Raw genomic sequence first — 4,750 nt, 5'->3', positions numbered from 1 at the left:
AGCATGCGTATATCGGAAACTGCAGGTTTGAACCAAGCAAAGGTTGATGACAACTTTTGAGCGGCCAAAACACAAGAAACCGCGGTAATCGTTTCTCCACCAAAATATACACTGCCTTGTTGATGGGTGAAACCAAGACTAACTAGTGTACGTTTGACGTCGCCATAAGCGTTTTGCCAAGAAGGATTAGGATAAAGATTCTGTAAAACAGTTGTATCTAGGTCAAAAGCAATTGCATAAGACATAATTAAATCTCCAAGGTTTTGTGTAAGTATAGCACTGTTTTTTTGTATAAATATCTGTATTTTCCCCCATCTTCGGAGCTGGAAGCCTGTCAAGGTTCGCGTAGCGACCGCGTAAGCGGCTTGACCTTGACAGGGTGGAAGCGACCCAACGCTAAAGGCTAGGGGCAGGAGAAGGCGGTACGCCGCGCCCTGCTCCCGAGCCGTCGGCGGCGAGACTGGGGGTGTGGGGGCAAAGCCCCCGCAGGTTCGCCTTATGGCGAACTCATCATGCCGTAGGCACATCAAACAGCGAAGCCGGGTCATGAGCTGCGCAAGCGCGAAATGGCCCGAAGGTTATCCCCAGAAATTTGGGGCTTTCTGGTTTTTCATCATTTTTAAATCTTTTTAAACCTTTTTATGGACTTGTGGATAAACGCTGTATGCCTTGCCAGTCAAGGGTTACAGCGGTTTTTTTCGCAGTTTAAATGAGAGATTTTTGCAGTTTAATGCGAGATTTTTGCAGTTTAATGCGAGATTTTTGCAGTTTAATGCGAGATTTTTGCAGTGCTATCCACAATTTAAATGAGAGAACATTACCGCATTTGCGATAATTTATATTTTCTCTTATTTTGAATTATGCGATAATAAAAATAATCTCTTAAATACGGCAAGGTTCTCTCATTATGGGAAATTTGGTTACGGAAAATGATAGCTTAGCTAATTGCAATGTTGTGATTTCAAATTATATTACGCGCTCCGCTCAAACTTTGAATTTGGTGGAAAAACGGATTTTGATGGCTGGAATTGCGAAGTTAGGGGGCGTAAATGGCGAAATTAAATTAACGGCGCAAGAATATGCTGACACTTACGATGTAAACATGAGTACGGCATATCGAGAATTAAAAAATGCTGTCAATTCTTTAATGAAACGCTCTTTATCGTGGCAAGTTAAGGACGGCAAACATATCGGCACGCTGTCATGTGTATGGGTGCAGGGGTATAAATATTTCAAAGAAGAAGGCTACGTTAAATTCAAATTCTCTGAGTATGTTTTCCCTTTCTTGTTTGAGCTAGAAAGAGAGTTCACAAAGTACCAGCTACAACAAGCTGCCGCTTTGCGATCAATTTATTCTTGGCGGCTACTTGAACTCTTTGAGCAGATGAAAGACAAGACAGACGGTTCAGGGTGGCTTTCAATGTCCATTGAAGAATTTTGGCACGCTATGGAAGCAACCGAAAGCCACAGAAAAAATTTCAGTGATTTGAGAAGATGGGTTATTGAGCCGGCAATTAAGGAACTAACAGAAAAAGACGGTTGGTTAATCGAGTGGGAAGTCCGAAAACGTGGACGTAAAGTAGCTACACTACTGTTCAAATTTCAACGAAATCCACAAGGTAGGCTTTTCAACCAAGAAACAGCTCCCATACCTAGAAATAAAACTCTGAATGCGTTGGAGTAAAAATGGCACTCGTATCCATTAGTGAAGCTGCGCGACTGGTTGGTAAAAGCCGTCGCACCCTTCAGCGCGACATTGTCGCAGGCAAATTGAGCAAGTGCGACAATGGCCAAAAGCTAGATACTTCGGAGCTTCTAAGGGTATATGGCGCATTTTTACCTGTGACAAATGTCGCAGTTGGAAGTGCGACAATGTCGCAGGATGTCGCAGGTAAAAATGAGACAATGTCGCAGGATGTCGCAGATATGCGCGTCCGTTTAGCGGCGTTGGAAGCTGAAAATGCAGCACTGAAAGACCATTTAGGTAGCCTGAAACAAGCAATGCTTTTACTGGAAAACAAAGCCTCAACAGAAGAGACTAAATCGATCAAACCACGTCGCAGATGGTGGCAAATATTTAGAAATTAATGTTTCAAGATGGTAATTCGGCAAGCATTACGCCGATATTCTTCATTCTTCTAGCTGTCGGTAACTTTCCATCAAAGCAAATTGGCGGTTCTTGACTGCTGATCCTTCTCCAATTCATCTCTAACCGTATCAGCATAGTCTTTGCTTGTTCCCTGCTTCCTGAAAAACCAAGCGTCTTTTTCAGGGTATCGAAAAGGGAACGATACTCTTCCTCTGAATTTCTAAGCGCGCAACGTTTTAATTTTTGCTCAAACTGTTCCAGTCTTTCAGCGTTATAACGCCAAGTCCATCGATATGGCTTCAAAGGCGTTTTACTGCTTTTATGTGTTCTCTCGTTTGGCACTCTTACCAGCTCATAGCCTCTTGATTCAATCCGTGTTTGTCTATTTGTGGCTGTTTTCCACGGTTCTGAGGATATTGTCGGACATTTCTGTCCCTGGGCAGGACGGTGAAGCAGATAAAAATCCAGCCCTTTCTCCGGTTCTGTTGGGCTGATATATGCAAAAAGTTGAACGAGGCTTTCGCCTTTTTCATAGGCTCTGAGCCTTTGAGTTGGTGTTTGATTGGTTTTGTACCGTTCTATCAGCTTATCCAATACACAAACAGCTTTTTCATGCTTAACAGTTCCCTGTACAAAGTATAAATAACCGTTCTCTACGGCATCCTGTATGCGTTGCATCATGGACGATCGGTTTGTGAAAACAAAATAATCAGGATATTGGGTTTTAGTCATGTCCTACTCCGCTATATTATTTGTCTGCGTTTTTTGCGCTTTTTTTTCTGAAAGGATTTTTTTGTCCAAATTTGACCGTAATTTTCGTGACGGCATCCATCTGTTCCGTCTCCCCCTCAAAAACTGGGTTCAACAAAAAAGGTGTGAAAATGATACACAGGAATTAGGTTCCTGTATATCAAATCGGAAGACTTGAAATACAAGTCATCCAGAAACTTTTTTTTAAATCAGAAGCTATCAAATCTATTAAGAATCCAATCTATAATCAAATCGGTTGACTGAGCCATAAAAAACAAATCTAATAAGCTTGTCCGAAGGTCTAGCCAACCTGATTTACTACACGTTGGCTAGCCCCCAACGATTGAGATCAAGACAGTTTGCCAAACTGTCGAGTTTGCCGAAGTCGTATGCTCGTAATGGTGCTGGTACGACTACGAAGGGCGCTCAGGGGTGAAATCCCCCTGTTCGACCCAATCGAGGGAAATCTCAAAGCATGGGCGACAAGGAAACGGCGGCTCTTGTGAGAGAGAATCGTCCTGTTTACTTGCAAAAACTGGTATCCAGTCCAGTCAGTGGGGCGTACCGAAAGGGCGCGACACTTGCAGCACACGATGGCTTCGCACGTCCGAAATGACGTGAGTTTGACGGGAGAAATCTTGGTTAGACGGCACTTCGAGAAACCGAAGGTCGATGTATAGCTCAAACGTGTAACGGTAGCCGAAACGTAAAGTCGAATGGCGCTGTGCTGAATCCTCTGAAAATGCTGAAAAGCATTGCCGCGGATTGAATGAGTCTGTGAAGCAGGGTATCTAGTAGGGGAGGGTTTTTGGATTCTTTACCCCCTGAAACCGAGAAATCGGGTAGGCGTAAGCTATGGATATTCATGTGAGACGACGGCTAGGAAGGATGTAGTAGCGGTAAACTAACTTGGGAAGGTCTGACTGCCCCTAAAACTGACCTGTGGCAAGGCAGAAATTGGGTAAAAGACTGGGAGAGTGTCTGAGTAGGAAAAGCAGTAATGCCCCTTCCTGATGGCGAGTTCAACGTCTAGGGAAGGAAGTACGAAAGGAACAGGCAAGCAACAAATCTCAATGTGTAGTAGCAGTAAACCCCCTTGGCCGGGGGCGTTGGAGGAACTAGAGCAGAAAAGCTCTAGTTCCTAGGGGCTGAAAAGCCTCGGAAATTCGGGGTATTTTGCCAAATCACACCGGCAAAATAATTATTTAACTCTTGGCGGAGTTGAATAGTCTGAATCTTGGCGGATTCGGATATAAAAATCCCTAGTTGAGAGGGGGAAAGAGACAGTACGCCGTCAAAAGCGAAAGTTTCATTTCCGAAAATTTTGGGCTTTGCCCGAATTTTATTCTTAACCCTAAAGACCGCTTCGGCGGTCTTTTTCTTTGTAATCTGACCTAAAAAATGGCTGTTTTGTACGATAAGGGGTTTTTGTAATTTCAAGCATAGCTTTGTACGATAAGATGTCATGCAAATATCATTTTGTCTTCAAAAAAACGCACTTGCGGTCTTCAAACCGCTGTTTTTATCAGGCAGTAATCCGAAATAAAACCGTCAGAAACGCCCCAAATTTGCGCTCAGATTGAATTTCTACCCCTATCCTACCCTACCCCATAGGCAAGCATATAAAACGCAGGAAAACGCAAATTTAAGGTGTTACGCGCATCTATCACTGCTTTGGAGATGGGAGTCGTAAAGGTTTGGTATCGACCGCGTAAGCGCATATAGTTCATGCAATTGATTTTTAGAAGCTACTAGAACAGCAAAACCACCCTGTGGGGTGGTTTTGCTGTTCTCTTAAAGGGCTGGAGCTAGATCATTCATCTCTTCAATTCGCAGCATGCGTATATCGGAAACTGCAGGTTTGAACCAAGCAAAGGTTGATGACAACTTTTGAGCGGCCAAAACACAAGA

Annotated in this window: 5 protein-coding genes; 2 read left to right on the top strand and 3 right to left on the bottom strand. The window is 43.6% G+C overall.

Translation table 11 applies throughout. The features are described from left to right. Positions 1 to 245: virulence factor (locus ACTHSN_RS10720; protein ID WP_440365315.1), on the bottom strand; the 245-nt coding region annotated here is incomplete at its 3' end. Positions 246 to 907: 662 nt separating this feature from the next. Between ACTHSN_RS10720 and ACTHSN_RS10715 the strand changes: the two genes are divergently transcribed. Both ACTHSN_RS10715 and ACTHSN_RS10710 read left to right on the top strand, forming a co-directional pair. After that, complete coding sequence (locus tag ACTHSN_RS10715) at positions 908 to 1,684, top strand: replication initiation protein (RefSeq protein WP_070461298.1); 777 nt, start codon at positions 908 to 910, stop codon at positions 1,682 to 1,684. A gap of 2 nt (positions 1,685 to 1,686) precedes the next feature. Next, a complete protein-coding gene (locus ACTHSN_RS10710) occupies positions 1,687 to 2,088 on the top strand; it encodes a hypothetical protein (protein WP_070461297.1) in 402 nt (133 codons plus the stop codon). Positions 2,089 to 2,092: 4 nt separating this feature from the next. On the opposite strand, the gene ACTHSN_RS10705 is transcribed toward ACTHSN_RS10710, so the two are convergent. Both ACTHSN_RS10705 and ACTHSN_RS10700 read right to left on the bottom strand, forming a co-directional pair. Further along, entirely contained in the window at positions 2,093 to 2,821 is a 729-nt protein-coding gene (locus tag ACTHSN_RS10705; RefSeq protein ID WP_107811120.1) for a hypothetical protein, read from the bottom strand. Between the two features lie 1,152 nt (positions 2,822 to 3,973). Further along, positions 3,974 to 4,306, bottom strand: coding sequence for a hypothetical protein (locus ACTHSN_RS10700; protein WP_070461295.1), 333 nt, complete (start codon positions 4,304 to 4,306; stop codon positions 3,974 to 3,976). Between the last annotated feature and the right edge of the window lie 444 nt (positions 4,307 to 4,750).

It is taken from the genome of Neisseria sp. P0009.S010 (assembly GCF_051958545.1).
Taxonomy (GTDB): Bacteria; Pseudomonadota; Gammaproteobacteria; order Burkholderiales; family Neisseriaceae; genus Neisseria; species Neisseria subflava_A.
Note: the sequence above shows the minus strand (reverse complement) of the source record. Positions and strands in the feature narration are given on the sequence as shown.